At 72.2% G+C, this 24359-nt stretch carries 23 protein-coding genes; 13 read left to right on the top strand and 10 right to left on the bottom strand.

The features are described from left to right. Nucleotides 1-98: 98 nt before the first annotated feature. From M1L56_RS04005 to M1L56_RS03995, 3 genes are read right to left on the bottom strand one after another with little or no spacing between them, the layout of a single operon-like run. On the bottom strand, nt 99-926 hold the full coding sequence (locus M1L56_RS04005; RefSeq protein ID WP_067947960.1) for an ABC transporter permease: 828 nt from the start codon (nt 924-926) through the stop codon (nt 99-101). Beyond that, nucleotides 923-1804 carry an ABC transporter permease gene (locus tag M1L56_RS04000; protein ID WP_248598266.1) on the bottom strand — a complete coding sequence of 294 codons (882 nt, stop codon included), beginning with the start codon at nt 1802-1804 and terminating at the stop codon, nt 923-925. Before M1L56_RS04000 ends, M1L56_RS04005 begins: the two co-directional genes overlap by 4 nt. Continuing rightward, nucleotides 1801-2727, bottom strand: coding sequence for an ABC transporter ATP-binding protein (locus M1L56_RS03995; RefSeq protein WP_248598265.1), 927 nt, complete (start codon nt 2725-2727; stop codon nt 1801-1803). The genes M1L56_RS04000 and M1L56_RS03995 overlap by 4 nt, the downstream gene beginning before the upstream one ends. Before the next feature lie 43 nt (nt 2728-2770). Between M1L56_RS03995 and M1L56_RS03990 the strand changes: the two genes are divergently transcribed. Both M1L56_RS03990 and M1L56_RS03985 read left to right on the top strand, forming a co-directional pair. Then, on the top strand, nt 2771-3691 hold the full coding sequence (locus tag M1L56_RS03990; RefSeq protein WP_248598264.1) for a pseudouridine-5'-phosphate glycosidase: 921 nt from the start codon (nt 2771-2773) through the stop codon (nt 3689-3691). Beyond that, entirely contained in the window at nt 3675-4571 is an 897-nt protein-coding gene (locus tag M1L56_RS03985) for a carbohydrate kinase family protein (protein ID WP_248598263.1), read from the top strand. Before M1L56_RS03990 ends, M1L56_RS03985 begins: the two co-directional genes overlap by 17 nt. A gap of 12 nt (nt 4572-4583) precedes the next feature. On the opposite strand, the gene M1L56_RS03980 is transcribed toward M1L56_RS03985, so the two are convergent. Then, nucleotides 4584-5375: a LysM domain-containing protein gene (locus M1L56_RS03980; protein ID WP_248598262.1), complete on the bottom strand. Its 792-nt coding sequence runs from the start codon at nt 5373-5375 to the stop codon at nt 4584-4586. A 207-nt stretch (nt 5376-5582) separates the two neighbouring features. Between M1L56_RS03980 and M1L56_RS03975 the strand changes: the two genes are divergently transcribed. The 3 genes from M1L56_RS03975 (at nt 5583) to M1L56_RS03965 (ending at nt 9108) form a co-directional block, all read left to right on the top strand. After that, nucleotides 5583-7640: an ABC transporter ATP-binding protein gene (locus M1L56_RS03975; RefSeq protein WP_248598261.1), complete on the top strand. Its 2058-nt coding sequence runs from the start codon at nt 5583-5585 to the stop codon at nt 7638-7640. Nucleotides 7641-7791: 151 nt separating this feature from the next. Further along, nucleotides 7792-8580 carry a hypothetical protein gene (locus M1L56_RS03970; RefSeq protein ID WP_248598260.1) on the top strand — a complete coding sequence of 263 codons (789 nt, stop codon included), beginning with the start codon at nt 7792-7794 and terminating at the stop codon, nt 8578-8580. Nucleotides 8581-8619: 39 nt separating this feature from the next. Further along, nucleotides 8620-9108, top strand: coding sequence for a 2'-5' RNA ligase family protein (locus M1L56_RS03965; protein WP_067947946.1), 489 nt, complete (start codon nt 8620-8622; stop codon nt 9106-9108). Here M1L56_RS03965 and M1L56_RS03960 read toward each other — a convergent pair. Together M1L56_RS03960 and M1L56_RS03955 are read right to left on the bottom strand one after the other, a co-directional pair. Beyond that, the gene (locus M1L56_RS03960) at nt 9105-9518 is read right to left on the bottom strand and encodes a DUF1622 domain-containing protein (protein ID WP_248598259.1); all 414 of its coding nucleotides are present in this window, start codon (nt 9516-9518) and stop codon (nt 9105-9107) included. The genes M1L56_RS03965 and M1L56_RS03960 overlap by 4 nt on opposite strands. A gap of 112 nt (nt 9519-9630) precedes the next feature. Continuing rightward, a complete protein-coding gene (locus M1L56_RS03955) occupies nt 9631-11505 on the bottom strand; it encodes a phosphoenolpyruvate carboxykinase (GTP) (protein ID WP_248598258.1) in 1875 nt (624 codons plus the stop codon). A 128-nt stretch (nt 11506-11633) separates the two neighbouring features. On the opposite strand from M1L56_RS03955, the gene M1L56_RS03950 reads away from it, so the two are divergent. From M1L56_RS03950 to M1L56_RS03940, 3 genes are all read left to right on the top strand, one after another. Continuing rightward, nucleotides 11634-13076 (top strand): helix-turn-helix domain-containing protein, encoded by a 1443-nt coding sequence (locus M1L56_RS03950; RefSeq protein ID WP_248598257.1) that lies wholly within the window; start codon nt 11634-11636, stop codon nt 13074-13076. A gap of 175 nt (nt 13077-13251) precedes the next feature. Continuing rightward, complete coding sequence (locus M1L56_RS03945; RefSeq protein WP_067947940.1) at nt 13252-13593, top strand: PadR family transcriptional regulator; 342 nt, start codon at nt 13252-13254, stop codon at nt 13591-13593. Then, the gene (locus M1L56_RS03940; protein ID WP_248598256.1) at nt 13590-14591 is read left to right on the top strand and encodes a hypothetical protein; all 1002 of its coding nucleotides are present in this window, start codon (nt 13590-13592) and stop codon (nt 14589-14591) included. Before M1L56_RS03945 ends, M1L56_RS03940 begins: the two co-directional genes overlap by 4 nt. Before the next feature lie 71 nt (nt 14592-14662). Here M1L56_RS03940 and M1L56_RS03935 read toward each other — a convergent pair whose 3' ends face one another. The 4 genes from M1L56_RS03935 to M1L56_RS03920 all read right to left on the bottom strand — a co-directional run bounded on the left by M1L56_RS03935 (nt 14663) and on the right by M1L56_RS03920 (nt 18760). After that, nucleotides 14663-15451, bottom strand: coding sequence for an SDR family NAD(P)-dependent oxidoreductase (locus M1L56_RS03935; RefSeq protein ID WP_067947936.1), 789 nt, complete (start codon nt 15449-15451; stop codon nt 14663-14665). A 106-nt stretch (nt 15452-15557) separates the two neighbouring features. Then, on the bottom strand, nt 15558-16733 hold the full coding sequence (locus M1L56_RS03930; RefSeq protein WP_248598255.1) for a thiolase family protein: 1176 nt from the start codon (nt 16731-16733) through the stop codon (nt 15558-15560). 40 nt (nt 16734-16773) lie between these two features. Continuing rightward, nucleotides 16774-18279 carry a glyceraldehyde-3-phosphate dehydrogenase gene (locus tag M1L56_RS03925; RefSeq protein WP_248598254.1) on the bottom strand — a complete coding sequence of 502 codons (1506 nt, stop codon included), beginning with the start codon at nt 18277-18279 and terminating at the stop codon, nt 16774-16776. Nucleotides 18280-18457: 178 nt separating this feature from the next. After that, nucleotides 18458-18760, bottom strand: a complete 303-nt coding sequence (locus M1L56_RS03920) for a hypothetical protein (protein WP_248598253.1) — start codon at nt 18758-18760, stop codon at nt 18458-18460. 99 nt (nt 18761-18859) lie between these two features. On the opposite strand from M1L56_RS03920, the gene hpaH reads away from it, so the two are divergent. The 5 genes from hpaH to hpaE are packed head-to-tail and all read left to right on the top strand — an operon-like array spanning nt 18860 to nt 24355. Continuing rightward, nucleotides 18860-19645, top strand: coding sequence for a 2-oxo-hept-4-ene-1,7-dioate hydratase (gene hpaH / locus M1L56_RS03915; protein ID WP_248598252.1), 786 nt, complete (start codon nt 18860-18862; stop codon nt 19643-19645). Then, a complete protein-coding gene (locus tag M1L56_RS03910; protein ID WP_282573206.1) occupies nt 19642-20472 on the top strand; it encodes an HpcH/HpaI aldolase/citrate lyase family protein in 831 nt (276 codons plus the stop codon). The genes hpaH and M1L56_RS03910 overlap by 4 nt, the downstream gene beginning before the upstream one ends. 57 nt (nt 20473-20529) lie before the next feature. After that, nucleotides 20530-22071 carry a fumarylacetoacetate hydrolase family protein gene (locus M1L56_RS03905; RefSeq protein ID WP_282573205.1) on the top strand — a complete coding sequence of 514 codons (1542 nt, stop codon included), beginning with the start codon at nt 20530-20532 and terminating at the stop codon, nt 22069-22071. Then, complete coding sequence (locus tag M1L56_RS03900; RefSeq protein ID WP_067947924.1) at nt 22068-22823, top strand: GntR family transcriptional regulator; 756 nt, start codon at nt 22068-22070, stop codon at nt 22821-22823. Before M1L56_RS03905 ends, M1L56_RS03900 begins: the two co-directional genes overlap by 4 nt. After that, a complete protein-coding gene (hpaE, locus tag M1L56_RS03895; RefSeq protein ID WP_248598249.1) occupies nt 22820-24355 on the top strand; it encodes a 5-carboxymethyl-2-hydroxymuconate semialdehyde dehydrogenase in 1536 nt (511 codons plus the stop codon). Before M1L56_RS03900 ends, hpaE begins: the two co-directional genes overlap by 4 nt. Nucleotides 24356-24359: the final 4 nt, after the last annotated feature.

Raw genomic sequence — 24359 nt, 5'->3', positions numbered from 1 at the left:
CTCGCGGATCGGTGACGTGCAGGCGACGATACGCGCGGCCCGAGCGGATGTCGCGGTGAGCCGTCACACGCGGAAACACACGCCGACCGGCGGTTCGGTCAGTCGAGGAACAGCGCCCGCAGGCGTTTCGTGGTGAAGACGAGCCCGACGGCGATCATTGCCGCGTAGTAGGCCACGTGCACCAGCAGTTCGGGCCCCACGACGCCGGTGGTGAGCCCGCGCACCAGTTCGACCCCGTGCCAGAGCGGGAGCGCCTGGATCAGCCACTGGACCGGCTCGGGGTACACCGTGAGCGGGTAGAACGTCGCCGAGAACAGGAACATCGGCAGCATGACGAAGTTGATCCAGTCCATCTGCTGGAACGTCGTCAGGTAGCTCGTGATCGCCATGCCGATGCTGGCGAAGCCGAACGCGATGAGCAGCACGGCCGGGATCGCGAGCACGGCCCACCACGACAGGTTGAGTCCGAGCACCTGCATGACCAGCATGAAGCCGCCCGCGTAGAGCGCTCCCCGCAGGAGCGCGAGCGCGATCTCGCCCAGCGCCACGTCGAGGGGACCAAGGGAGGTCGCGAGCATGCCCTCGTAGAGCTTGGCGAAGCGGATCTTGAAGAAGACGTTCCACGTCGAGTCGTAGATCGCGCCGTTCATCGCCGCGACCGCGAGCAGCGCGGGGGCGATGAAGGCCGCGTAGGGCACCTCTCGGCCGTCGACGGCCACGGTGCCCACGAGGGCGCCGAGGCCGATGCCGAGCGAGAGCAGGTAGAAGATCGGCTCGAACAGTCCGCTCAGCATGACCAGCCAGTTCGTCGATCGCGTCGCGCGCCAGCCGCGGTACATCACGGCGCGGGAGTTGCCGGCGTAGAGCGCGCCGACGCCGCGGCGACCGGTCCCGCGGTGCTCGAGCGCGTGGTCGACGAGGGTCATGCGGCCAGCCTCCGCACGGCGATGCGGCGCGCCCAGGCCCATCCGACGACCGTCATGGCGACCAGGACCACCACGTGGAGCACGGTGAGCCACACCGGCTCGGCGTACCCGAAGGTGACGACGCGAGTGAGCTCGGTGCCGTGCCAGAGCGGCGAGATCCAGCCGATCCACTGCAGGAACCACGGCAGCTGCGACAGCGGGAAGAAGGTGCCCGAGAAGAGGGTGAGGGGCAGGACGACCAGTCGCTGCACCATCGCGAGCTGGCCGGAGTCCTCGCGGATGGTCGACGCGTACGCCATCAGGAGCGTGCCGAAGGCCATGCCGGTGAGGGTCGCGATCGGCACCGCGAGCCAGCCGGCCGCCGACGGCACCGCGCCGAACAGCAGCATGAAGCCGAAGTAGATCGCGACCGTCGCGGCGAGGCGCACGACGACCGAGATGACGAGGCCGTCGACGATCTGCCCCGGGCTGATCGGCCCGGAGTGCATGCCGGTGAAGGTCGGGTTCCACTTGTAGCCGAGCAGTACCGGGTACGAGAACTCGATCATCGCCGTGGTCAGGGCCGCACTGCACAGCAGCGCGGGCGCTACGAAGACGAGGTAGCCGACCCCGCCGGCCTCGAGCGAGAGGTTGCGGTCGACGAGCGTGGCGAGCCCGACGCCCATCGCGTACAGGTAGATGAACGGCTCGCCGAAGCCGGTCACGAGGATGGTCTGCGCATACGACCACATCACCCGGAACCGGTGCTCGGCGACGTACCACGCACCGAAGCGGCGCGGGCGGATGCCGCCCTCGAGGGCCCCACGTGCGTCATCCGTCGTCGCGTCATCGGTCGCCGACCGGTCTCGGTACGGCGCTTCGCTCTCACTCCCGCTCATTCGATGAGGCTCCGTCCGGTGAGGCGCAGGAAGACGTCCTCGAGGCTCGAGCGCCGCACGAGGCTCGTGATCGGGTGCAGTCCCGCGGCCGAGATCCGCTCGAGCTCGGCTTCGCCGTCGGCCGTGTAGACGAGGATGCGGTCGGGCAGCACCTCGATGCGATCGCCGGACCCCTCGAGGGCGCGCGCGACCTCCTCGTTGCGGTCGGACCCGAACCGAAGCTCGAGCACCTCGCGCGACGAGTACTCGCGGATGAGCTGGGCGGGCGAGCCCTCGGCCATGATGCGGCCGTGGTCGACCACGACGAGGCGGTCGCAGAGCTGCTCCGCCTCGTCCATGTAGTGGGTCGTGAGCACGAGCGTCTTGCCCTGCTCCTTCAGCCGGAACAGGCGGTCCCACAGGATGTGCCGGGCCTGCGGGTCGAGCCCGGTGGTCGGCTCGTCGAGCAGGATGATGCGCGGGTCGTTGATGAGCCCGCGCGCGATGGTGAGCCGGCGCTTCATGCCGCCGGAGAGCGCGTCGACCTTCGCCTGCCCGCGGTCGGACAGCTGGGCGAACTCGAGCAGCTCGTCGGCGCGCTCGGCGACCACGCGACGCGGCAGGCCGAAGTAGCGGCCGTACACGAGCAGGTTCTCGCGCACCCGCAGCTCGGTGTCGAGGTTGTCGGCCTGCGGCACGACCCCGAGCTGCGAGCGGATGTCGGGACCGTGCCGGTCGGGATCGAGCCCGAGGATCGACAGGTCGCCCGCGGTCCGCGTGGAGACCGCGCCGATCATGCGCATGGTGGTCGACTTGCCAGCGCCGTTCGGGCCGAGCAGCCCGAACGACTCGCCGGGCGCCACCTCGAAGGAGAGCCCGTCGACGGCGGCGAACTCCCCGTACTTCTTGACGAGGTCCCTGGCGACGATCACGGGCTGCGGCACGGTTCACCACCCTAGACCCGGCGGCCGACATAGCATGAGGCGCATGCAGACCGCCCCCTCCGCCGGCATCCGCATCGCCGATCGGGTGCGCGCCGCCGTCGCCGCCGGACGCCCCGTGCTCGCCCTCGAGTCGACGATCCTCACGCACGGGCTCCCCCGCCCCCGGAACCTCGAGGTCGGGCTGGAGACCGAGGCGCTCGTCCGCGAGGCAGGCGTCGAGCCCGCCACCATCGGCGTGGTCGACGGCGTGCCGACGGTCGGGCTCGAGACCGCGGAGATCGAGCGGCTGTGCGCGTCGGAGTCCGTCGTGAAGGCGAGCACCCGCGACCTGCCCGTCGCCCGCGCGCGACGGCTCGACGCGGGGACCACCGTCGCAGCCACGGCATGGCTCGCGCACCGCGCCGGCGTCCGCGTGTTCTCGACCGGAGGCCTCGGCGGCGTGCACCGCGGCGCGAACGCGACCTTCGACGAATCGGCCGACCTGCCCGCCCTGGCCGCGACGCCCATCACGGTCGTGAGCGCGGGCGTCAAGTCCATCCTCGACATCCCGGCGACGCTCGAGCGGCTCGAGACCCTCGGCATCACCGTCGTCGGCTACCGCACCGACCGGTACCCGGGGTTCTACGTCGCCGACTCCGGCTTCCCGGTGCCGGCGCGGGTCGAATCGGCGACGGATGCCGCGGACGTCGCCCGGGCGCGCGACGAGCTCGGGCTCGACGCGGCCGTCCTGGTCGCCAACCCGATCGCCGAGTCGGAGCAGCTCGATCCGGCGGAGCACGAGCGCGTCCTCGCCGAGGCGCTGTCGGCAGCGGATGCCGCGGGTGTCACCGGCCACGACACGACCCCGTTCCTGCTCGACTTCGTGCAGCGCGCGACCGGCGGACGGAGCCTCGAGGTGAACCTCGCCGTCTACCGCGGCAACGCCCGGCTCGGCGCGGAGATCGCGCGTGACCTCGCCGGCTGAGTCCGCGGCGCCGGGCGTCCTCGTGGTCGTCGGCGATCTGCTCGAGGACATCGTCGTGTGGGCGACGGAGCCGATCCGCGCCGCGACCGATTCGGCGGCGCAGGTGTTCCGTGCTCGCGGCGGGAGCGCGGCGAACGTCGCCTCGCACGCGGCGTCCCGCACGCCGACGCGATTCATCGGCCGGGTCGGCGACGACGCCGCGGGACGCGCGCTCGAGACCGCCCTCGCCGCGTCGGGCGCCGAGGTGCGGGTCCAGCGCGACGGGCGCACCGGCGCGGTCGTGCTCATCGTCGCGCCCGACGGCGAGCGCACGATGTTCCCGGATCGCGCGGCGGCGGCCGAGCTGCACGGGGTCGACACCGGCTGGCTCGACGGGGCGGCGTGGCTGCACGCGCCGAGCTACGGCCTCGAGCACGAACCCATGCGGTCCGAGGTGCGCCGGCTCATCGGCCTGGCCCGCGGTCGCGGCGCCCGGGTCTCGCTCGACGCGTCGTCGACCGGCCTGCTCGACGGGCTCGGCGTGGAACGGGTGCTGGGCTGGTACGCCGAGCTGCGACCCGACGTGCTGCTGGCGAACGAGACCGAGGCCGAGCTGCTCGGCGTCGCGGGCGGCGGCCCGGTGGCGGCATCCGTCGCCCGTCGGCTCGTCGTGAAGCACGGACCCCACCCGACCGAGGTGTTCGACGACGGCGTGCTCGTCGCGCGCGTGCCCGTGGCGCCCGTCGACGGGGTCCGCGACCTGACCGGGGCGGGCGACGCGTTCGCGGCGGGGTACCTCGCGGCCGCGATCGGCGGGGCGGATGCGACGGCGGGCTGCCTCGCGGGGCATGCCGCCGCGGCATCCGTCATCACGTCGCCCGGCGCGGGCTCGCCCGCCTGACGCCGACGTGCCTCAGCGACGCTCGACGACGAGGTTGAGCACTTCGCCGGGGTGCAGCGTGCTCACGCCGCCCGGCGGACTGCGGTCGGGGTTGAGGTAGAGCAGGTCGCCGGCCGTGATCCCGAACCTCGCCGCGACCTCGTCGATGAGGTCGTCACGAGCGACCGTGTAGGCGACCGGTGCGCCGTCCTCGACCGTCGCGTCACCCCGGGCACCGCCCGTGGCACCGGCGTCGGATGCGACGAGACCGGTCCGCAGCGGCGCGAACGTCCACTCGATCGGCCCGCGCGCGACGATGTCGGCGAAGCACTCGGTCTCCGCCGTCGCCTCCGCGGGACCGCGGACCAGGACCGCCTCGTCGAGGAAGGACGGATCGCCCTCGCCGAGGTCGGCGACACCCCATCGCGCCGGTTCGCCCTCGACAGGGGTCCCGAGTCCGTACCGCATTCCCTCGTCGAAGCACGTCGCGTCGTCGGCGAGGGGGCGGGGCGCGAGCATGAGCTCGGTCCTCTCGAGATCGAGTCCTGGGGCGGGCAGGGACCGGATCTCGAGGAGGTCGTCGCCGGATCGCGACACCTCGACCGACACGGCGACCGAGCCGTCGGCGCCGACCAGCGTCGCCCGGCCGATGACGCCGTTCGGCAGCTCTGCCGGCTCGACAGCAGAGGACGGCGCGGTCGCCCCGGCCCGCTCGGGCGACGCGGGCGCGGGCGCGGCCGTCGCTCCGGGCTCCACGGCGGCGCACCCGCCGAGGGTCAGGGCGAGCGCCGCCGCGGCGGCGACGGGCAACGGGAATCGGGTCACGACGAGGCCCCTTCGGTCGGTGCGACCGCGGCGACGTCGCCGGGCGGTCTGCGCCGAGCGTATCGCCGAGCGCCCCGGCGATGGCGGAGCCGTCCACAGGCTGACGGGATCCGCGTCCGGTTCCCAGCCGCCCGACGTATGCTGCAAGGCGGCCCGCGGCCGGGTGGACGGATGCCCCGGTCGTGCGCCAGGCGACAGGAAGACGAGATGAGCGAGATCGAGATGCGCCCCGGCACCCGAGCCGAGGCACGCGCCGCCGAACGGGCCACCGCACGCTCGGCGCGAACCGGCGGGATCCCCCTCCCCGTCCGGCGCACCGCCGAGCCGGCGACCGACGACGAGTCGGCGTCGACGTCGGCGGCATCGAAGCCGTCCGGCGGTCGAGCCGGCGCAGGTGCCCGGCGCAGCCTGTTCGGGCGCCGCGGCGAGACCCCGCCCGGGCCGCGTGCGACCTTCCGGCAACTGCTGCCGTTCATCTTCGAGCACCGGCCGGTGCTGATCGTTGTCGCGGTGCTGTCGATCGTCGGCGCGGTCGCGAGCCTCGCCCAGCCGCTGCTCGTCGGCCGGGTCATCACCATCGTCGAGGCCGGCGACGCGCTCGACGGGCTCGTGTGGGCGCTCATCGGCCTCGTCGTCCTGAGCGCGGTCATCACGGGGTACCAGCACTACCTGCTGCAGCGCACCGGCGAGGGCGTCGTGCTGTCGAGCCGGAAGCGGCTCATCGCCAAGATCCTCCACCTGCCCATCGCCGAGTTCGACACGCGCCGCACCGGCGACCTGGTCTCCCGCGTCGGCAGCGACACGACGATGCTCCGGGCCGTGCTCACGCAGGGACTCGTCGAGGCCGTCGGCGGCGCCGTCACGTTCGTCGGCGCGATCATCGCCATGCTCATCATCGACCCCGTGCTGCTCGGGCTCACCGTGCTCGTCATCGCGGTCGCGGTCACCACGGTCACCCTGCTCTCGGCGCGCGTCCGCGAAGCCTCTCGCGCCGCACAGGAGAAGGTCGGCGACGTGGCGGCGTCGGTCGAACGCGCGATCACGTCGGTGCGCACCATCCGCGCTGCCGGGGCCACCGAGCGCGAGGTCGCCGACGTCGGCGTCCAGGCCGAGGGTGCGTGGCGCATGGGCGTCCAGGTCGCCCGCATCTCAGCCCTCATCGTGCCGATCGCCGGCATCGCCATGCAGGTGTCGTTCCTCGTCGTGCTCGGCGTCGGCGGGTTCCGCGTGGCCTCCGGCGCGATCACGATCGCCGACCTCGTCGCGTTCATCCTGTTCCTGTTCATGATGATCCTCCCGCTCGGCCAGGCCTTCGGGGCGATCACCTCGGTGAACCAGGCGCTCGGCGCGCTCGGTCGGATCCAGGAGATCCTCGACCTGCCCGACGAGGACGCGCACGACCGCCGTATCGCCCCGCGCGCCGTCATGGTCGGGCCCGCGAACGAGGGCCTGCAGCCGGATGCCGCGGCGATCGAGTTCGACGACGTGCACTTCGCCTATGCCGTCACCACCCCGAACGACCCCGCCGACCCGGCGAACGAGTCGCCCGACGAGCACCTGCCGGAGCTCGACGTGACCGACCGGCAGCCGGTGCTGCGCGGCGTGTCGTTCCGGGTGCCGCGCGGGCAGCGCATCGCCCTCGTCGGCCCGTCCGGCGCCGGGAAGTCGACCATCCTCGCGCTCATCGAGCGGTTCTACGACCCGAGCGTCGGCACCGTCCGCATGGGAGGGCTCGACCTGAAGTCGATCGAGCGACCCGAGCTGCGCGCCCAGATCGGCTACGTGGAGCAGGACGCGCCGGTGCTCGCCGGCACCATCCGCGACAACCTGCTGCTCGGCAGCCCGGATGCGACCGACGAGGAGTGCGTGCACGTGCTCCGGGCGGTCAACCTGGGCGGCGTGCTCGAGCGCGACCCCGCCGGGCTCGACGCCGAGGTCGGCGAGAACGGGATCATGCTCTCCGGCGGCGAGCGCCAGCGGCTCGCGATCGCGCGGGCGCTGCTCGCGGCACCGCCGATCCTGCTGCTCGACGAGTCGACCTCGTCGCTCGACGGGGTCAACGAGCGCATGATGCGCGAGGCGATCGACGCCGTGTCGGCCGGCCGCACCCTCATCGTGATCGCCCACCGGCTGTCGACGGTCGTGGACTCCGACCGCATCATCGTGCTCGACGAGGGTCGCGTCATCGGCGAGGGCACCCACGACGAGCTCGTCCGGGCGGTACCGCTGTACCGCGAGCTGGCCGAGCACCAGCTGCTCGTCTGACCGTCGGCCGCGGCGCACCCCCAGGCGCGGCTCAGGGCTGGCCCCCACCCGATTCCGGGGCGTACGCGGATGCCGCGGGCGACCGCGGTTCGTAGCGTGTCCTCCATTCGAGTCACCCGGCGCGCCCGCGCCGCATCGACGGAGGACCACCATGACCATGCTCGACGCCCCCCGCAGCGCGGACCGCGCGCTGCCCGCACGCGACCTCGCCGCCGTGCTCACCGCACCGCCCACCGACGCCGCACCCGAGACCGGCCCGGACTTCGACGCGCTCCGCGCCCGCCTGCAGGCGTGGCTGCGCGAGTGGGACACCCAGCGCCTGCCCGCCTTCGAGCAGGCGCGCACCGTGACGCCCGCCGGTGAACGCCACAGCTCGCTGCGGTCCGCGCCGACCCGCACGGACGGCGCGGTGCGCATCACCGCGAGCCTCTACGACGCGCCCAACCGGCAGGGCGAACCGCTCGCGTGGTCCCGCAACTGGGCGAGCGCCGTGGTGCTGCCGACCGCGCCGGCGGACGGTCGCGTCTTCTACCGCTTCCGCGTCGGCAGCCGCCTCGTGCTCGACGGTCGGGCCGAGACGGCGCTGGCCTCGACGAGCGTGCACGTCGGGGTGGTGCCGGATGCGGCATCCGCGAGCCCGTTCGACGCGCCCGGCTTCGCCACGCCCGTGGTCCGTCCGCTCGTCGGCGTCGAGGCACGCGAGGACGTCGACGCCCGTGCCGAGCACGACGTGGAGGGATCGATCGCGGTGCGTGCCGGCCAGTCGCCCGTGCTCGGCATCGTGTTCGGCGCCGACGTCGTGTTCCGCGACGGCTGGATGCGCGTGCACGAGGGTTCGGGCCTGTGGGTCGGCACCGCGGGCGGCGGCCCGACCGGGTCGGTCGAGATCCGGTTCGCGCCGGACGCGCTCCTCGACCTGTTCGGCGAAGCCGGCATCTGACCGGACTGCAGCGGCCCGTGCCCCGCCTACGCTGGGGACATGGGCCGCTTCGCCGTCGTCCTGCCGCTCGAGCCGCTCGCCGCCGGCGACGCGTTCCCGGTGTCGGCGTGGCCGCTGCACGTCACCGTCGTCGAGCCGTTCGAGACGCACCGCGACGCCGGCTGGGTGGTCGCGCTGCTCGGTCCCGTGCTGCACGGCCGACGCGAGATCGAGGCGGCCGCCGTCGATCGGGCGATGTTCGGCACGCGGCGAACCGTCCCCGTGACCCTGCTCCGCGACGACGGGCCGCTCGGGGCGATGCGCGTCCGACTGCTGGCCGCCCTGCGCGAGGCCGACGTGGATGTCGCGCGGGCGCGCGCGGACTACCGGCCGCATGTCACCGACACCTCGCACGGTTCCGTTCCACCGGGAAGCTCGGTGCCGCTGCGCCAGGCGGCGCTCGTCGACCTGCGGCCGCCCGAGGGCCGCGCGATGCGCACGGTGGTCGCGGTGTGGCCGCTCGACTCGGGCGCTCGACCTCGCGCCTAGACCCGGCTCGCGGTCGCCGTCGCCGGCGGCGGCCCGGCTCGATCCTCGCCGCCATCCGCCTCGACGGCGCCGGCGCGCGCCTTCTGCCACGGCCAGCGGCCCGAGATCTCGACCTCGAGCGACCAGCTGAGGAAGGTCCTGATCACGACGATGAGGGCGAGCACGCTCACCGACTCGATGGTCGGCGTCACCGCGACCGTGCGGATGATGTCGGCGGCGACGAGGAGCTCGAGGCCGACCAGGATGCCGCGCCCGAGCACGCGACGGAACCTCGCGTAGACGGGGCCCATCCGCCGGACGCGGCGGATCGCGGCATCCGCCAGCGCGTAGAGGACGCCGACCACGATCGCGGCGACGCCGAGCACGTCGATGACCTCGCCGACCGTGGTGATGACCGTGCCGAACTCCATGCGCCCCTCCGCGGCTCACGGTAGCGCCGGGGCATGACGAGACGACGGATGCCGCGGGCGTGGCGCGCCTTCCCGTGCACGCCGCGCCCGCGGCATCCGTCGCCGTCGGCCGTCAGGCCGAGGTGGTCTGCTGCTGCAGGTGGTACCGCAGGCTCGACAGCTCGGCGCGGAGCGCCGCCGGCACGCGGTCGCCGAACTGCTCGAAGTACTCCTCGGTCAGGTCGCACTCGACGAGCCAGGTCGTGGGGTCGACCTCGAAGAGCTCGTCGAGGGTCTCCTGGGGCAGGTCGAGGCCGTCGAGGTCGAGCGACCCGTCGGCCGGCAGGAGGCCGATCGGCGTCTCACGCGCCTCGGCCGTGCCCTCGATGCGACCGACGATCCACTCGAGCACCCGCGAGTTCTCGCCGAACCCGGGCCAGAGGAACTTGCCGTCATGGCCCTTGCGGAACCAGTTGACCTGGAAGATCTTCGGCACGTTCGCGTCGAGGATGCGGCCCATCTTGACCCAGTGGCCCCAGTAGTCGGCCATGTTGTAGCCGCAGAACGGGAGCATCGCGAACGGGTCGCGGCGGAGCTCGCCGACCGTGCCCTCGGCCGCGGCCGTCTGCTCGGACGAGATGGTCGCGCCCATGAAGACGCCGTGCTTCCAGCTGCGCGCCTCGGCGACGAGCGGCACGTTGGTCGCCCGGCGGCCGCCGAAGAGGATCGCGTCGACCGGCACGCCGTCGTGGGCGTCCCAGTCGTCGGAGATCTGCGGGCACTGCGCGGCGGCGACCGTGAAGCGCGAGTTCGGGTGCGCGGCGGGACGGCCGGACGCGGGCGTCCAGGGCTTGCCCTCCCAGTCGATGAGCTCGGCCGGCGCCTCGTCGGTGAGCCCCTCCCACCAGACGTCGCCGTCGGGCCGGAGCGCGACGTTCGTGAAGATCGTGTTGCCCCAGAGCGTCTGCACGGCCGTCGGGTTGGTCGACTCGCCCGTACCCGGCGCGACGCCGAAGAAGCCGGCCTCGGGGTTGATCGCGTAGAGGCGGCCGTCCTCGCCGGGCCGCATCCAGGCGATGTCGTCGCCGATGGTCTCGACCTTCCAGCCGGGGATCGTGGGCTGCAGCATCGCCAGGTTGGTCTTGCCGCAGGCCGACGGGAACGCGGCCGCCACGTGGTACGCCTTGCCCTCGGGCGAGGTGATCTTGATGAGCAGCATGTGCTCGGCGAGCCATCCCTCGTCGCGCGCCATGACGCTCGCGATGCGCAGCGCGAAGGCCTTCTTGGCGAGCAGCGCGTTGCCGCCGTAGCCCGAGCCGTACGACCAGATCTCACGCGAGTCGGGGAACTGGACGATGTACTTCGTCTCGTTGCAGGGCCACTCGACGTCCTCGCGGCGGTGCCCGACGCCGTCGACGAGCGGGTAGCCGACCGAGTGGATGGTGCGCACCCACGGCTCGCCCGCCTCGATGAGGCGGTAGACCTGCTCGCCCATGCGCGTCATGATGCCCATCGACAGCACGACGTACGGCGAGTCGGTGATCTCCACGCCGAGCTGGCTGATGTCGCCGCCGAGCGGGCCCATCGAGAACGGCACGACGTACATCGTGCGGCCCTTCATCGAGCCGTCGAAGACCTCGGTGAGCTCCTCGCGCATCGCGTGCGGGTCGCGCCAGTTGTTGGTCGGGCCCGCGTCCTCCTCGTAGGTGGAGCAAATGAACGTGCGGTCCTCCACGCGCGCGACATCCGACGGGTCGGTGCGGGCCAGGTAGCTGTTGGGCCGCCACTCGGGGTTGAGCTTGATGAGCTTGCCCTCCGCGACGAGCTGCCGGGTGAGCTCGTCGGCCTCGCGCTTGGATCCGTCGCACCAGACGATCTCGTCGGGCTTGGTCAGGGCGGCGATCTCGGCGACCCAGGCCTTGAGTGCCGGGTCCGTCGTGCCCCGCTGGTGCGCGTGCTCGCCGGCGGCGGTGCCGGGGCCGTTGACGGTGAAGTCGGAGATGGTCATCGTCGTCCCTTCGTGGAGGATCGGGAAGCACCGGGATCGGTGATGTGCTTCAAGTCTGCGAGCAGAAGCGGCATCCGTTCGACGAAATCGGATGTTAAGAATCGCGGATCTTTCGATATTCTCAAGGCATGAAGCTCGGCAGCCCGGACTTGGCCACGCTCGGCCACCGCATCCGCCACTACCGCGGTGAACGCGGCCTCACCCTCGACCAGCTCGGCGCCGCCGTGGGGCTGGCGGGCAGCCAGCTCTCGCTCATCGAGAACGGCAAGCGCGAACCGAAGCTGTCGACGCTCGACGCGCTCGCGACGACGCTCGGCGTCGACCTGGCCGACCTGCTCTCGCGCGAGGCGCCGAGCCGTCGGGCCGCGCTCGAACTCGAACTCGCGCGCGTGCAGGCCAGCCCGCTGTATGCGGCACTTGGCCTGCCGCACGTGAAGCCGACGCGCGGCATGACCGACGAGTCCCTCGAGGCCATCGTCGGGCTGCACCACGAGCTCGAGCGCCGCGCGACCGAGGCGATCGCGACGCCGGAGGAGGCGCGTCGCGCCAACACCGACCTGCGCGAGCGCATGCGCGAACGCGCGAACTTCCTGCCCGAGATCGAGGACCTCGCCGAGGAACGGGTGCGCGCCTCGGGGCACCGGTCGGGCGCCCTCACCCACCGCGAGGTGAGCGTCATGGCCGAGCAGCTCGGATTCCAGCTCATCTACGTCAACGACCTGCCGGACTCGACGCGCTCGATCACCGACCTGGAGAACGGCCGCATCTACCTGCCGCCGGCCTCCATCCCGGGTGGGCACGGCCTGCGGTCGATGGCGCTGCAGGCGATGGCGCACCGGCTGCTCGGCCACACGCCCCCGGCGAGCTACGACGAGTTCCTGTGGCAGCGGCTCGAGATCAACTACTTCGCGGCGGCGTGCCTCATGCCACAGGAGGCCTCGGTCGCGTTCCTCCAGCAGGCGAAGAAGGAGAAGCGACTCGCGATCGAGGACTTCCGCGACGCGTTCGGCGTCACGCACGAGGCCGCGGCCCTGCGCTTCACGAACCTCGCGACCAGTCACCTCGACATGACGGTCCACTTCCTCAGGGTCGCGGGCGACGGCGCCCTCCTCAAGGGGTACGAGAACGACGGCCTGCCGCTGCCGACGGATGTCACGGGGTCGATCGAGGGCCAGTGGGTGTGCAAGCACTGGAGCGCGCGGCGCGCGTTCGAGCACACCAACCGGACCACGGAGAACTACCAGTACACCGACACGCCCGCCGGCACCTTCTGGGACGCGACGCAGACCGGGCACACGGATGCCACGGAGTTCTCCATCACGGTGGGCGTGCCGTTCAACCAGGCGAAGTGGTTCCGCGGCCGCGAGACCACGGTGCGCGCGACGTCGACGTGCCCCGACGAGTCGTGCTGCCGGCGCGCACCCGACGGCCTGGCCGAGCGATGGGCGGGCCGGGCGTGGCCGAGCGCGCGACTGCACGCGCACGTCCTCTCCCCGCTCCCGTCGGGCACGTTCCCCGGCGTGGACGACGCCGAGGTCTACGCCTTCCTCGAGGCGCACGCCACCGAGTAGCCGCGTTTCTCAGGAGTCCCTGCGGCGCGTCGCTGCGCGGGACGGCGTGTCCTCCTGAGCAGCGGCCCGTTTGGGCGAGCGCTCCTGAGAACGGGAGTGGGGCGAGGGGTGGAGAGGGTGGCATCCGTTGATGGCTGTCTTGCGATAGTGTGCGTCACACAGTACAGTGCATGGCATGAGTACGGATGACACGACAGCCGGGCACCTGCAGGAGCTGCGCCGCGGCACGGTCGTGCTCGGCTGCCTCGTGCGGCTGCGCGAGCCCGACTACGGATACGCCCTGCTCGAGTCGCTCAACGAGCTCGGCATCACGGTCGACGCCAACACGCTCTACCCGCTGCTGCGACGACTCGAGAAGCAGGGCCTCCTCACGAGCGAGTGGAACACCGACGAGGCCCGACCTCGCAAGTTCTACCGCACGAGCCCCGCGGGCGAGCAGCTCGCGGGCGTCCTCACCGCCGACTGGAAGAACATCGACCGGGCCCTGACCCGGCTGACCTCGGGAGACGACCGATGACCACCCCGACCGCCACGCTCACCGACCGCTACGTCGCTGCGGCCGCGCGTCACCTGCCGGAGACCCAGCGCGACGAGTTCGCCCGCGAGCTGCGCGAGCGCATCGCCGACGAGATCGACGCCCGGCTCGCGGCCTCCGCGGATGGTGCCCCGACGACCGCCGCCGACGCCGAGGACGCCGTGCTGCGCGAGCTCGGCGATCCGGCCGCCCTCGCGGCGGCCTACATCGACCGGCCGCTGCAGCTCATCGGTCCGCGCTACTTCCTCGCGTGGAAGCGGCTGCTGACCCTGCTGTACGCGATCGTCCTGCCGATCACGGCCGCGGCGGTGCTGCTCGCGCAACTGCTCTCCGGCGCCGGACCGGGCGAGGTCGCCGCCGAGGTTGTGGGCGTCGTGCTCGCGCTCGTCGTGCACCTCGCGTTCTGGGTCACCCTCGTGTTCGCGATCCTCGAGCGCACCCCCGGCACGAAGGCGGTCGAGCGGTGGACCCCCGACCAGCTGCCCGAGATCCGCGACGAGGGTCGCGCGGGGCGCCTCGGCGACCTCATCGCGTCGCTCGTGTTCCTCGGCCTGTTCGCCGTGGTGATCGTCTGGCAGCAGGTCCGGCCGCCGTCCTTCGGGGGCCCCGGCCAGGAGATCCCGGTGCTCGACCCCGAGCTGTGGTCGTTCTGGCTGCCGTACTTCCTGGTGCTCATCGTCCTCGAGATGCTATTCGCCGTGGCGATCTACCTCTGGGGCTGGAACTGGCCGCTCGCGATCGCGAACCTCGTCCTGAACGTCGCGTTCACGGTGCCCGCGCTCTGGCTGCTCGCCACGGAGCAGCTGTTCAATCCGGCGTTCCTCGACGTGATCGGCTGGCCGTGGGACGGGGCCGGCGCCGTCACCACGACCGTCCTGGTCGTCGTGTTCGTGGGTATCGCCGTGTGGGACGTCATCGACGGGGTCGTCAAGACGGTGCGCGGGCGCGGCGGTTCGGCGCTCACCCTCGGCCGCATCTGATCGGGCGTCGAACGAGCGGATGCCGCGGGGCGCTCCCCCGCGGCATCCGCTCGTGTCGTCTCGGGCCGGGCCTACTTCGGCTGCATGCGGATCGCGCCGTCGAGTCGGATCACCTCGCCGTTCAGCATCGGGTTCGCCACGATCGATCGCACCAGGGCCGCGTACTCGGCGGGGTGGCCCAGGCGCGACGGGTGCGGCACCTGCTGCTCGAGCGAGGTGCGCACGTCGTCGGGCATGCCGGCCATCATGGGCGTCTCGAAGATGCCGGGCGCGATCGTGACGACGCGGATCAGCAGCTTCGACAGGTCGCGGGCGACGGGCAGCGTCATGCCGGCCACGCCGGCCTTCGACGCCGAGTAGGCGGCCTGGCCGATCTGGCCGTCGAAGGCGGCGACCGAGGCGGTGTTGACGATCACGCCGCGCTCGGCGGTCTGCGGACCGCCCGGAACGCCGGCCGTCACGGGCTCGGTCTCGGCCATCGCGGCCGCCGCGAGCCGCAGCACGTTGAAGGTGCCGATGAGGTTCACGCGGATCGTGCGCTCGAACGCGTCGAGCGGTGCCGGCCCGTCGCGGCCGACCGTGCGGTTCGCGGTGACGATTCCCGCGCAGTTCACGGCGACGCGCAGGGGCGCGAGGGCGGATGCCGCGGCGACCGCCTCGGCGACCTGCGCCTCGTCGGCCACGTCGGCGGCCACGAACCGCGCCCGCTCGCCGAGCGCCGCGGCGGCCTCGTCGCCGCGCGGGCCTGGCAGGTCGACGATCACGACGTGCGCGCCGCCGTCGATGAGGGCCTCGGCCGTCGCGCGGCCGAGGCCCGACGCGCCGCCGGTCACGATCGCGGATGCTCCGCTGAGTTCCATGTCTCTCCTTCGGTGGGTGTCGTCCGGTGTTCCCCGAGGGGACGCGACACGCCGCGAGCCGAATCGGCCGGGCGGCGTGTCGCGACCCCTCGGCAGGGGTTGCGGGTCAGACGCGTTCGATGACGGTGGCGTTCGCCATGCCGCCGCCCTCGCACATGGTCTGCAGTCCGTACCGCCCGCCGGTCGCCTCGAGCTGGTTCACGAGCGTCGTCAGCAGGCGCGTGCCGCTCGAACCGAGCGCGTGGCCCAGCGCGATGGCGCCGCCGCGGGGGTTGAGCTTCGCGGCATCCGCCCCCGTGTCGGCGAGCCACGCGAGCGGCACCGACGCGAACGCCTCGTTGACCTCGTACGCGTCGATGTCGTCGTGGGTGAGGCCGGCGCGGTCGAGCACCTTCGCCGTCGCCGGGATCACGCCCGTGAGCATGTACAGCGGGTCGCTGCCGACCACCGAGAACGCGCGGAACCGGGCGCGCGGCGCGAGCCCGAGCCGTTCGGCGGCCTCGGCGCTCATGATGAGCGCGGCCGACGCGCCGTCGGTGAGCGGTGACGAGTTGCCGGGCGTGATGCGCCAGTCGAGTTCGGGGAAGCGCTCGGCGAGCCGATCGGTGCGGAAGGCCGGGTTGAGGCCGGCGAGCGAGTCGACCGTGGTCGCGGGGCGGACCGTCTCGTCGACGAGCGCGTCGACACCCGGCACGGGCACGACCTCGGTCGCGAACGCGCCGGACTCCCCCGCCGCCGCGGCGAGCGCGTGCGAACGCGCCGCGAACTCGTCGAGCTGCTCGCGCGAGAACCCCCACTTCTCGGCGATGAGCTCGGCGGAGACGCCCTGGTTGACGAGTCCCTCGGGGTACCGCTCCCGCACCCGCGAGCCGTACGGGTCGGCGCCCGCGGCGCTCGAGCCGAGCGGGACCCGGCTCATCGACTCGACGCCGCACGCGACGACGATGTCGGCCTGTCCGGCCATGATCGCCTGCGCCGCGAAGGTCGCGGCCTGCTGGCTCGACCCGCACTGCCGGTCGATCGTGGTGCCGGGCACGGTCTCGGGGAAGCCGGCGGCGAGCACCGCGTTGCGGACGATGTTGTACGACTGCTCGCCCACCTGGCTGACGCACCCGCCGATGACGTCGTCGACGAGCCCGGGATCGAGGTCGTTGCGGTCGACGAGCGCGTTCAGCACGCCCGCGAGCAGGTCGACGGGGTGGATGCCGCTGAGCTGCCCTCCGGGCTTGCCGCGCCCGACCGGGGTTCGGATGACGTCGACGATGACGGCTTCTCGGGTCATGCCATCAGCCTAGGCGCGTGCGCCGGGCCGCGGCATCCGCTCAGCCGACCTCGGCGACCTCGGGCACGGATGCCGCGACGACCTGCTCGACGCGCACCGGCTGGCGCTCGGGCAGGACCATCGGGTGGGTGCCCGCCATGGCCTCGATGACGCGCACCACCTGGCAGGAGTAGCCGTACTCGTTGTCGTACCAGACGTAGAGCACGACGTCGGTGCCGTCGGCGATCGTCGCGAGTCCGTCGACGATGCCGGCGCGGTGGCTGCCGACGAAGTCGGTCGAGACGACCTCGGCCGACTCGATGTAGTCGACCTGCTGGCGCAGCGGCGACGTGAGCGAGACCTGCCGGAGGTAGGCGTTCAGCGCCGCCTTGTCGGTCGGGCGCTCGAGCTGGAGGTTCAGGATCGCGAGCGACACGTCGGGCGTGGGCACGCGGATCGCGGACCCGGTGAGCTTGCCCTCGAGGGCCGGCAGCGCCTTCGAGACCGCCTTCGCCGCGCCGGTCTCGGTGATGACCATGTTGAGCACCGCCGAGCGCCCGCGGCGGTCGCCCTTGTGGAAGTTGTCGATCAGGTTCTGGTCGTTCGTGAACGAGTGCACGGTCTCGACGTGGCCGCGGACGATGCCGTACGCGTCGTCGATGGCGGCGAGCACGGGCGTGATGGCGTTCGTCGTGCACGACGCGGCCGAGAGGATGCGGTCGTCGTCGGCGATGGCGTCGTGGTTGATGCCGTGCACGATGTTCTTGATCGCGCCCTTGCCCGGCGCGGTGAGGAGCACCCGGGCGACGCCCTTCGACTCCAGGTGGCGGCTGAGGCCGGCCTCGTCGCGCCAGCGGCCCGTGTTGTCGACGACGATCGCGTCCGAGATGCCGTAGGCGGTGTAGTCGATGGTGCCCGGGTCGTCGGAGTAGATCACCTGGATGAGCGTGCCGTTCGCGAGGATCGTGTTCGCCTCCTCGTCGACCGTGATGGTGCCCTGGAAGGGACCGTGCACCGAGTCGCGGCGCAGCAGGCTCGCGCGCTTCTGCAGGTCGTTCTCGGCGCCCTTGCGCACGACGATCGCCCGCAGGCGCAGGTTCTGGCCGCCGCCGGCGTGGGCGATGAGGATGCGGGCGAGGAGCCGCCCGATGCGACCGAAGCCGTACAGCACGACGTCGGTGCCGGATGCCGCGGGCTCGCCGGCGTCGACGAGCACCGGGGCGAGCTCGCCGCGGAGGAAGTCGACCAGGTCGGTGCCGGGCTCGGCGGCGTGGAAGCGCGACACGAGGCGCGCGACATCGATGGAGGCGGGACCGGGGGCGATCTCGGTGAGCGCCTCCAGCACGCGGGTGGTGTCGTCGAGGTCGAGCTCGACGTCGCCGGCCTGGCGCGCGAAGCGGTGCGCCTTGAGCAGCTCGACCGCGGAGCGGTTGATGAGGCGGCGGCCGTGGATCGAGGTCACGACGCCGTGGCGACGGTAGAGGCTGCCGATCAGCGGGATCATCCGCTCGGCCTGCTCCTCTCGGGAGATCCATTCCTCACGGCGGGCGTCGAACTCGTGGCTCACGGCGTGTCCTCTCGGCCGCGAGCGTGGGCGTCGTCGGCCATCGTGCGGCCGAGCGCGGTGGTGGCAGCGTCGACCACGGGGTTTCCGAAGGGGATGCCTCGATGATAGCGGCGGCGCGCATGCCGCCCGGTGTACATGGCGGCGGGTGCGGGGGCGAGCGGATTCCGCCGCGGCGACGTCAGGCCACGAGGTCGTCGACGAGCGCGATGTCGTAGACGGCCACGCGCTGCGGCACCCCGTCGAAGGCCGCGGCGCGCGCGTCGGACGCCAGGTACTCCTGCTCGCGGGCGACGAACGCCTCGGCGTCGCCGGGGGCGCTCACGGCCCACACGAACTGGTTCGCCTCGCGGATGCCGTAGGCGAACTCGATCGTGAACCCGGCCTCCGACCGCACGCGCGGCATCCATTCCGTCCACCACGCCACGAAGGCGTCGTACTCCCCGTCGACGAGCGTGTACCTGCGCAGCTGAACCGTCTTCACCCGGCCATTCTGCCGTGATCGCCTCCCGCGACAGAACGTATACGATTTCAGATACCTGATGTAGCATCACGGTGACGCCCGACGACGAAGTGGAGCCCCATGCTGGACCCATCCCGCATCGCGGAGATCGCCGACGAACTGGCCGCCGCCGACCGCGACCGCACGATCGTCCCGCTGCTCACCGCCCGGAACCCCGGGATGACGGTCGAGGATGCCTACGCCGTCCAGCGCCTCTGGGCCGACCGGCAGATCGAGGGCGGCCGGCGCCTGGTCGGTCGCAAGATCGGCCTCACCTCGAAGGTGATGCAGGTCGCCACGGGCATCACCGAGCCCGACTACGGCGTGATCCTCGACGACATGGTCCACGAGTCGGGCGCCGTGATCGAACACGCGCGCTTCTCCAACGTACGCATCGAGGTCGAGCTCGCCTTCGTGCTGTCCAAGGCGCTGCGCGGGCCGGGCACCACGATCTTCGACGTGCTCGATGCGACCGCCTACGTCGTGCCGGCGCTCGAGATCCTCAACTCCCACATCGAGCTGCAGGGCCGCACGATCGTCGACACGATCTCCGACAACGCGGCGATGGGCGCCATGGTCGTCGGCGGCACGCCGGTGAAGGTCGACGCGGTCGACCTGCGCTGGGTGCCGGCGCTGCTGTACCGCAACGAGACTATCGAGGAGTCCGGCGTCGCGGGTGCGGTGCTCGGCCACCCCGCCATGGGTGTGGCCTGGCTCGCGAACAAGCTCGCGCAGCACGGGCAGTCGCTCGAGGCCGGCGAGATCATCCTCGCGGGCTCGTTCACGCGGCCGATGTGGGTCGAGCGCGGCGACACGGTCCACGCCGAGTACGGACCCCTGGGGGCGATCACGTGCCGATTCGCATGAACCTCCCCGAGACCTTCGCGGCCCGTCTCTCGGCCGCCGACCACCCGCTGATCGGCCTGTGGGCCTGCTCCGGCAGCCCGGTCATGGCCGAGATCGTCGCCGGCAGCGGCGTCGACTGGGTGCTGATCGACGGCGAGCACTCCCCCAACGGTCTCGAGTCGATCCTCGCGCAGCTCTACGCGGTCTCCGCGTATCCGGTCGCGCCGGTGGTACGCGTGCCCATCGGCGACACCGTGATCATCAAGCAGGTGCTCGACCTCGGCGCGCAGAACCTCCTGGTGCCCATGGTGGACTCGGCGGACCAGGCGGCGGAGCTCGTTCGCGCCATCCGCTACCCGGCCGAGGGCGTGCGCGGCGTCGGTGCGTCGCTCGCGCGCTCGTCGCGGTGGAATCGAGTGCCGGCGTACCTGCGGGACGCCTCGGCGACGATCAGCCTCACGGTGCAGGTCGAGTCGGCGGCGGCCGTCGCCGCGGTCGACGACATCGTGGCCGTCGACGGCGTCGATGCGATCTTCGTCGGGCCCGCCGACCTCGCCGCGTCCATGGGGCGCCTCGGCGAGCCGTCGCACCCGGAGGTCGTCGAGGCCGTGCTCGCGTCGCTGCGCGCGGCACGGCGTGCGGGCAAGCCCGCGGGGGTCAACGCGTTCGTGCCCGAGGAGGCCGAGCGCTACCTCGAGGCCGGCGCGGCGTTCGTCGCCGTCGGCGCGGACGTCTCGATCGTCGCGCGCGCCTCGGAAGCGCTGGCCGACCGATTCTCGGGCGGATCGGCAGGCGAGACGGGCAGCGCCGGTTCGGCGGCGGGTGGCGCCCCGCGCGCCTCCTACTGACCCGCGTTGCCCCGCCCGACTGGATCGTATACGATTTCAGATACGAAAGAGACGAGGATGTCCATGACGACCGATGCCATTCCCACGCCGGGCAAGATCATCGCCGTGCACCTCAACTACCCCTCCCGCGCCGCGCAGCGCGGTCGCACACCGGCGATGCCGAGCTACTTCCTGAAGCCGTCGAGTTCGCTCGCCGCGACCGGCGACACGCTCGAGCGGCCCGCGGGCACCGAGCTCCTCGCGTTCGAGGGCGAGATCGCGCTCGTCATCGGCGTGCCCGCGCGACGCGTCTCCCCCGCCGACGGCTGGCGGCACGTGGCATCCGTCACGGCCGCGAACGACTTCGGCGTCTACGACCTGCGGGCCGCCGACAAGGGCTCGAACGTCCGTTCCAAGGGCGGCGACGGCTTCACGCCGATCGGTCCGGCGCTGATCCCGGCCGCCGACGTGGCGCCCGACGCGCTCCGCGTCCGCACGTGGGTGAACGGCGAGCTCGTCCAGGAGGACACGAGCGACACGCTCCTCTTCCCCTTCGGTCAGCTCGTGGCCGACCTGTCCCAGCTCATGACGCTCGAGACCGGCGACGTGATCCTCACCGGCACGCCCGCGGGGTCGTCGGTCGTCGTGCCGGGCGACGTCGTCGAGGTCGAGGTCGATGCACCGGATGCCGCGGGCGCCCCGAGCACGGGCCGACTCGTCACGCGCATCACCGAGGGCAGCGAGCCGTTCGGCGACTTCGGCACGAAGCCGGCGGTCGACGACCTGCAGCGCATCGAGGCGTGGGGCTCCGAGGCCGAGCACGCCGCCGCGGTCGCCGCCGGACGGGCGACGCCGCTCGACGCCTCGGGCCAGCAAGCCGCGGATGCGGGTGCCCCGGCCTTCGAGCTCACCGACGAGCTCCGCGCCCGGCTCTCCTCCGCGGCGGTCGCCACCCTCTCGGTCGCGCTCCGCAAGCGCGGCTACCACGACGTGTTCATCGAGGGCGTCTTCGCGAACCACCCCGGCGACCGCATCGTGGGCCGAGCCCGCACGCTCCGCTTCATCCCCGCCCGCCCCGACCTGTTCGCCGAGCACGGCGGCGGCTACAACGCCCAGAAGCGCGCGTTCGACACGGTCGGCGCCGGCGAGGTGCTCGTGGTCGACGCCCGCGGCGAGCGCGGCACCGGCACGGTCGGCGACGTGCTCGCGCTGCGTGCCAAGGTGCGCGGCGCCGCCGGCATCGTGACCGACGGCGGGGTCCGCGACTTCGATGCGGTCGCCGAGATCGGCATCCCCGTCTTCTCGCAGGGCCCGCACCCGAGCGTGCTGGGCCGCCGCCACGTGCCGTGGGAGACCGACGTGACCATCGCGTGCGGCGGCGCCGCGGTGCAGCCGGGCGACGTGATCGTCGGCGACGGCGACGGCGTCATCGTGATCCCGCCGCACCTCGCCGCCGAGGTCGCGGCCGAGGCCGCCGAGCAGGATGCCGCGGACGCCTGGGTCGCGGAGCGCGTCGCCGAGGGCGAGCCCGTCGACGGGCTGTTCCCGATGAATACCGAGTGGCGTGCGCGCTACGAGGCCGCCCGTCGCGGGCCGCAGGGCGCAACGGAGGAACGATGAGCGCCGAGAGCAAGTCGCAGCAGGCGTACCGGTTCGTGCGCGAGCGCATCGACGACGGGCGCTACGTCCCGGGCTATCGCCTGGTGCTCGGGCAGATCGCGCGCGAGCTCGACGTCTCGGTGGTGCCCGTGCGCGAGGCGATCCGACTGCTCGAGGCCGAGGGGCTCGTCACGTACGAGCGCAACGTCGGCGCCCAGGTGGCGCTCGTGAAGGAGACCGAGTACCTGCACACCATGCAGACCCTCGCGCTCGTCGAGGGGTACGCGACCGCGCTCGCGTCGGGTTCGATCACTCCCGACCAGCTGCGGCGAGCGCGTGAGGTCAACGAGCGGATGCGGCGCACGCTCGACGACTTCGACCCGCACCGCTTCACCGAGCTCAACCTCGAGTTCCACTCGATCCTCTTCGAGAGCTGCCCGAACCCCCACGTGCTCGACCTCGTGCGGCGCGGCTGGAACCGCATGAAGGTGCTGCGCGACTCGTCGTTCAGCTTCGTGCCCGGCCGCGCCCGCGAGTCGGTCGCCGAGCACGCTCGGATCATCGAGCTCATCGAGCAGGGCGCCGACGAACTCGAGATCGAGCTCGCCGCCCGGCGTCATCGCACGGCGACGCTCGACGCGGTGCTCGCGTACCAGTCCGAGCACAAGACCCCGGCGACGGATGCCGCATCCGCGCCGACCACGACCGAACCCGCTCCCGAGCCCGGCGATGCCGCCGCGGCATCCGCTTCGAACCTGGAGGCCACCGCATGACCCAGCACATCCCCGAGGGGCTGCCCGACCGCATCCGCCATTACATCGACGGGGAGTTCGTCGACTCGGTCGGCGGCGAGACGTTCGACGTGCTCGATCCGGTGTCGAACCGGACCTACGTGCAGGCCGCGGCCGGCCAGCAGGCCGACATCGACCGCGCCGTCGAGGCGGCGTCCCGCGCGTTCCGCGAGGGCCCGTGGCCGCGGATGCTGCCCCGCGAGCGCTCGCGCGTGCTGCACCGCATCGCCGACCTCGTGGAGTCGCGCGACGCCCGGCTCGCCGAACTCGAGACGTTCGACACCGGCCTGCCCATCACGCAGGCGCTCGGCCAGGCGCGTCGCGCGGCCGAGAACTTCCGGTTCTTCGCCGACCTGATCGTCGCGCAGGCCGACGACACCTACAAGGTGCCCGGCCGCCAGGTCAACTACGTCAACCGCAAGCCGATCGGCGTCGCCGGCCTCATCACGCCGTGGAACACGCCCTTCATGCTCGAGTCGTGGAAGCTGGCTCCGGCCATCGCGACCGGCAATACGGTCGTGCTGAAGCCGGCCGAGTTCACGCCGCTGTCGGCGAGCCTGTGGGCCGAGATCTTCGAGGAGGCGGGACTGCCGAAGGGCGTGTTCAACCTCGTCAACGGGCTCGGCGAGGAGGCGGGCGACGCGCTCGTGAAGCACCCCGGCGTGCCGCTCATCTCGTTCACGGGCGAGAGCCGCACCGGGCAGATCATCTTCGGCAACGCCGCGCCGTACCTCAAGGGCCTGTCGATGGAGCTCGGCGGCAAGAGCCCGGCGGTCGTCTTCGCCGACGCCGACCTCGATGCGGCGGTCGACGCCACGATCTTCGGCGTGTTCTCGCTGAACGGCGAGCGTTGCACGGCCGGCAGCCGGATCCTCGTCGAGCGGTCGATCTACGACGAGTTCGTCGAGAAGTACGCGGCGCAGGCGAAGCGCGTCGTCGTGGGCGACCCGCACGACCCGAAGACCGAGGTCGGCGCGCTCGTCCACCCCGAGCACTACGACAAGGTCATGAGCTACGTCGAGATCGGCAAGTCGGAGGGCCGGCTCGTCGCCGGCGGCGGCCGCCCCGAGGGACTCGAGGAGGGCAACTACGTCGCCCCGACCGTCTTCGCCGACGTCCCGAAGGACGCGCGCATCTTCCAGGAGGAGATCTTCGGACCGGTCGTGGCGATCACGCCCTTCGACTCCGAGGAGGAGGCACTCGAGCTCGCCAACGGCGTGAAGTACGGCCTCGCCGCCTACATCTGGACCAACGACCTCAAGCGAGCGCACAACTTCGCCCAGGCCGTCGAGGCGGGCATGGTGTGGCTGAACTCGAACAACGTGCGCGACCTGCGCACCCCGTTCGGCGGCGTGAAGGCCTCGGGCCTCGGCCACGAGGGCGGGTACCGCTCGATCGACTTCTACACCGACCAGCAGGCCGTGCACATCACCCTCGGGGCCGTGCACAACCCGACGTTCGGCAAGCAGGAGCACCACGACGAGACCGACCTCGACGACCCGGACCCGCGCTGACGCG

The sequence above is a fragment of the Agromyces sp. C10 genome (assembly GCF_023217995.1).
Taxonomy (GTDB): domain Bacteria; phylum Actinomycetota; class Actinomycetes; order Actinomycetales; family Microbacteriaceae; genus Agromyces; species Agromyces indicus.
The sequence above is the reverse complement of the archived record's forward strand: the minus strand, read 5'-3'. Positions and strand labels throughout refer to the sequence as shown.

Bases quoted from the DNA above. Each gene is read 5' to 3' on its own strand.
- hpaH (WP_248598252.1), top strand. From the start codon at position 18,860: ATGCTGGACCCATCCCGCATCGCGGAGATCGCCGACGAACTGGCCGCC.
- M1L56_RS03910 (WP_282573206.1), top strand. From the start codon at position 19,642: ATGAACCTCCCCGAGACCTTCGCGGCCCGTCTCTCGGCCGCCGACCAC.
- M1L56_RS03905 (WP_282573205.1), top strand. From the start codon at position 20,530: ATGTCCATGACGACCGATGCCATTCCCACGCCGGGCAAGATCATCGCC.
- M1L56_RS03955 (WP_248598258.1), bottom strand. From the start codon at position 11,505: ATGACCATCTCCGACTTCACCGTCAACGGCCCCGGCACCGCCGCCGGC.
- hpaE (WP_248598249.1), top strand. From the start codon at position 22,820: ATGACCCAGCACATCCCCGAGGGGCTGCCCGACCGCATCCGCCATTAC.
- M1L56_RS03975 (WP_248598261.1), top strand. From the start codon at position 5,583: ATGAGCGAGATCGAGATGCGCCCCGGCACCCGAGCCGAGGCACGCGCC.
- M1L56_RS04005 (WP_067947960.1), bottom strand. From the start codon at position 926: ATGACCCTCGTCGACCACGCGCTCGAGCACCGCGGGACCGGTCGCCGC.
- M1L56_RS03990 (WP_248598264.1), top strand. From the start codon at position 2,771: ATGCAGACCGCCCCCTCCGCCGGCATCCGCATCGCCGATCGGGTGCGC.
- M1L56_RS03965 (WP_067947946.1), top strand. From the start codon at position 8,620: ATGGGCCGCTTCGCCGTCGTCCTGCCGCTCGAGCCGCTCGCCGCCGGC.
- M1L56_RS03945 (WP_067947940.1), top strand. From the start codon at position 13,252: ATGAGTACGGATGACACGACAGCCGGGCACCTGCAGGAGCTGCGCCGC.
- M1L56_RS04000 (WP_248598266.1), bottom strand. From the start codon at position 1,804: ATGAGCGGGAGTGAGAGCGAAGCGCCGTACCGAGACCGGTCGGCGACC.
- M1L56_RS03950 (WP_248598257.1), top strand. From the start codon at position 11,634: ATGAAGCTCGGCAGCCCGGACTTGGCCACGCTCGGCCACCGCATCCGC.
- M1L56_RS03900 (WP_067947924.1), top strand. From the start codon at position 22,068: ATGAGCGCCGAGAGCAAGTCGCAGCAGGCGTACCGGTTCGTGCGCGAG.
- M1L56_RS03930 (WP_248598255.1), bottom strand. From the start codon at position 16,733: ATGACCCGAGAAGCCGTCATCGTCGACGTCATCCGAACCCCGGTCGGG.
- M1L56_RS03970 (WP_248598260.1), top strand. From the start codon at position 7,792: ATGACCATGCTCGACGCCCCCCGCAGCGCGGACCGCGCGCTGCCCGCA.
- M1L56_RS03960 (WP_248598259.1), bottom strand. From the start codon at position 9,518: ATGGAGTTCGGCACGGTCATCACCACGGTCGGCGAGGTCATCGACGTG.
- M1L56_RS03935 (WP_067947936.1), bottom strand. From the start codon at position 15,451: ATGGAACTCAGCGGAGCATCCGCGATCGTGACCGGCGGCGCGTCGGGC.
- M1L56_RS03940 (WP_248598256.1), top strand. From the start codon at position 13,590: ATGACCACCCCGACCGCCACGCTCACCGACCGCTACGTCGCTGCGGCC.